Annotated in this window: 3 protein-coding genes; 2 read left to right on the top strand and 1 reads right to left on the bottom strand. The window is 65.8% G+C overall.

Annotated features, from left to right (window positions below; genetic code table 11):
* The coding region (locus DBR23_RS21110; protein ID WP_108499502.1) for a TonB-dependent receptor domain-containing protein at positions 1-1,449 on the top strand (1,449 nt) is incomplete at its 5' end.
* Between the two features lie 309 nt (positions 1,450-1,758).
* A complete protein-coding gene (locus DBR23_RS21105) occupies positions 1,759-3,381 on the top strand; it encodes a sensor domain-containing diguanylate cyclase (protein WP_108499498.1) in 1,623 nt (540 codons plus the stop codon).
* Positions 3,382-3,444: 63 nt separating this feature from the next.
* Here DBR23_RS21105 and DBR23_RS31390 read toward each other — a convergent pair.
* Positions 3,445-3,748 (bottom strand): TOBE domain-containing protein (locus tag DBR23_RS31390; protein ID WP_233250639.1); only part of this gene is annotated, 304 nt, incomplete at its 5' end.

Raw genomic sequence — 3,748 nt, 5'->3', positions numbered from 1 at the left:
CATGTGGAGGGTGTGGCGCGGGATGCAGGCGACTACCGCGTGGGCAAGGGCTGGTCGGGCGGCAGCAAGGTGCTGGGCAGCTTCAATCGCACGGACACTGGCAGCGTGGGCCTGTCGTGGGTGGGCGACCAGGGCTACCTGGGTGCAGCCTACACCCGCCAGACCGCCAAGTACGGTCTGCCCGGCCACAACCACAGCTTTGACGGCTGCCACACCCATGGCGACCACCTGCACTGCGGCGCCCACGCGGACGACGAAGCCGACGGCCATGACCACGACGCCGCCGCAGGCGATGTGCCGGTGGTGGACCTGCGCAGCGAGCGCTTTGACGTGCGGGGCGAGCTGCGCAACCCGTTTGCGGGCTTCTCGGCATTGCGGCTGCGTGCGGGTGTCACCGACTACAAACACGACGAGGTCGAAGACGGCGCCATCAGCACCACCTTCAAGAACAAGGCCTACGACACGCGTGTCGAGCTGCAGCACGAGCCCATCGGCGGCTTCAAGGGCGTGATCGGCCTGCAGACCTCGCAGCGCAAGTTCAGCGCCGAGGGCGAGGAGGCCTATGTGCAGCCCACTGTGACCCGCAAGACGGGCCTTTTCGTGCTGGAAGAGTACCGCTGGAACGACTGGCGCTTTGAAGCCGCCCTGCGCCATGACCGCCAGACGGCCGAGGCCCAGACCAGTGGCATCGAGCGCAGCCACAACGGCACCTCGGCGTCGCTGGGCGCGGTGTGGAAGTTCACGCCGGGCTACCAGGTGGGCACCTCGTTCACCCGCGCCAGCCGCGCCCCGTCGGCCGAGGAGCTGTACGCCCAGGGCCTGCACATGGCCACCAGCACGTACGAACGGGGCAATGCCGACCTGCGCTCCGAAATCTCGCAGAACATCGATGTGAGCCTGAAGAAGACCAGCGGCGACACCACCTTCGGCGTGAGCGTGTTCCGCAACCGCATCCAGAACTACATCTATGGCCGCACCCTGGACGAGCTGGACGGCCTGCAACTGCTGCAGTACAGCCAGGCCGACGCCACCTTCACCGGCATCGAAGGCCAGGTGCGCCAGCGCCTCACGCGCAATCTGGGCATCACCCTGTTTGGCGACACCGTGCGCGCCAGGCTGGACGGCGGTGGATTGCTGCCACGCATCCCGGCCACCCGCGCCGGTGTGCGGCTGGACGCCAACTGGCAGGCCTGGGAAGGCCAGGTGGAATGGGTGCAGGTGGCCCGCCAGAACCGCGTGGCCGACTTTGAAACCGCCACGCCCGGCTACGGCATGCTGAACCTGGGCGTGAGCTACAACGGCCAGTTCAGCAGCGGCACCCCCTGGCAGGTGTACCTGAAGGCCAACAACCTGACGGACCGCCTGGCGTACGCGCACACCTCGTTCATCAAGAACGCAGCGCCGCTGATGGGGCGCAATCTGACGGTGGGGGTGAAGGTGGCGTTCTGACGGGTGATGCCGTCGTGATGTGAGCGAGCCAGCGGCGGGGGAGGGCGTCGCTGGCTCGCATATCTGGCGGCCCCAAACCACCCAAACCACCGAGTCCAAAGGTGACTTGGATGCATGCCATACTCGCTTTGACGTGGTTGATTTTTCGATCCGTCAAGGCGACGCTGCCTCAGTCCCGGTGATGGCGCGCACCCGATTCGGAAATGGGATTGGCTCCGCAGCAGGCCGCCCAACGCAGGGTTGCGCGACGCGCGAAGGACTTGTTCGGCGCGGCCGCGCATGAATCTGACCCATTTGCAATAGCCCTGCATGCCCACCACTCCCACGCCGTCCGCAAACCTGTTGCAACTGCTTCCTGAGGCGGTGGTGCAAACCGATGCGCTGTGGGAGATCACCTATCTGAACCCGGCGTGGCACAAGCTCACCGGCCATTCGGTGGCGGCGGCGCTTGGCAGGTCTTTGCTGGAGTTCGTGCATCCCGACGACATCGGCACCATGCGCTCGGGCATGCCGGTGTTCCGCTTGCGCTTTGCCGACGCGGACTATCGCTGGGTGCGTCTGCAGCTCCACCCGGAGACGGATGCGGCGGACCGGGTGATCAGCCGCCAGGGTGTCCTGATCGAGATCACCGAGGTCACCGAGCAGGTGCTGGTGGAAGTTCGCCAGCGCTTTCTGCGCTTGCTGGAAACCATTGATGGCGTGGTGTGGGAGGCTGAAATCGGGGTGGGCAATACCTTTCTGAGCCCGCAGGTCGAACGCTTGTTCGGCTACTCCGTCGAGGAGTGGCGGGCTGACCCGGGCTTCTGGAGGGCGCATGTGCATCCCGATGATCTGGAGGAGGCCTTGGTGATCGACGATGCCGCCTACAACGCCACGCACAGCCATGCCTACGAGATGAGCTACCGGCTGATTGCCAAGTCGGGCAAGGTCGTGTGGGTGCGTGATCTGTGCCGCGCAGTGGTCGAGCCGGGTCGCCCGAACCGCATGATCGGCCTGATGATCGATGTCACCCAGCAGAAGAATACCGAACTCGATCTGTTGCGCTCCGAAAACCGCTATTCGCTGGCGACCCGCGGATCCAATGACGGCATCTGGTATTGGGACTTGCGAACGGACGCCCTGCATGTGTCCGGGCGCTTTCTCCAGATTGTCGGACTGGGTAGCCGCGATCATGTGTACGACGGAGGCTGGCGCTTTCTCGGGCAACTGATCGATCGCGAGGATCGCGCTCGCGTGCAGGAGGCCTACCGCAGACACCTGTCCGGAAACAGCGCGAACTTTTCGGTGGACTTCCGTGCGTTCCACGGGGCGGGGCGGCTGGTGTGGGTCAATTGGCGCGGGCTCGCCGAGTTTGAAGACGGTGCTCCCGTGCGCATGGCGGGATCGTTGAGTGATCTGGCCGAGCGTGGCAGCTCCTACGACGCACTGACCAACTTGCCGGGTCGGCCGTTGTTCCGCGATCGCCTCGCGCAACTCATCGCACTGCACCAGAACGACGGGGTGAACGGTGATGGCGAGCCAATACGAGGTGGGGCCACGATGTTTGCCGTGCTGCTGCTGGACCTCAACGGGTTCAAGGCGGTCAATGACTGCTACGGACACCATGTGGGCGACCAGCTACTGCAACAGGTGGCGCGGCGGCTCGAATCCTGCGTGCGGGCGGTGGATCTGGTCGCCCGCATGAGTGGCGACGAGTTCAATGTGCTGCTGGAGTCCATTGACCCCGCTGAAGCCAGCCAACGGGCAGAGCAGATCGCCGCCGCCCTTGCGGCGCCCTATGTGATCGGCGAACACACCGTGATCAGTGGCGCGAGTGTTGGCTTGGCCACCAGCGCATCCAGGCTGGCGACGGTCGACGACTACCTGCGCGCGGCAGACACCGCCATGTACCAGGCCAAAAGTCAGTCATTGGGCGTGTGCGTGGCCCCATAAGGCGTTGCGGCCACGCCCGGCGAGGGCGTGCTGATCCGGGCTACAGGGCCGCAGGTGGTCGCCTCAAGGAACAATCGCCACCGATTTGACCTGGGCCCACACCGCGCTGCCGGGCACCACCCCCAGCGCATGCAGGGACCGGTGGGTGACCCGCGCGAGCAAAAAAGACTCCCCACAGCGCAGCCGCACCAGCGCCTGCGAGGGGTGGGCGTCGGGCGCGACCGAGTCGATCAAGCAGGGCAGGTGGTTCTGGATGCTGGTCTGCGTGGGCTCCTGCACCGTCAGGCTCACGTCGCGGGCCAGCACCCGCAGCCGCACCGCCTGGCCCACGGGCAGGCCGCTGTCGCGCAGCCACATGGCGCCACCG

The sequence above is a fragment of the Acidovorax sp. HMWF018 genome (genome assembly GCF_003061035.1).
Classification (GTDB): Bacteria; Pseudomonadota; Gammaproteobacteria; order Burkholderiales; family Burkholderiaceae_C; genus Acidovorax; species Acidovorax delafieldii.
The sequence above is the reverse complement of the archived record's forward strand: the minus strand, read 5'-3'. Positions and strand labels throughout refer to the sequence as shown.

Excerpts from the sequence above, each read along its gene's own strand:
- DBR23_RS21105 (WP_108499498.1), top strand. The coding sequence starts at position 1,759 with ATGCCCACCACTCCCACGCCGTCCGCAAACCTGTTGCAACTGCTTCCT.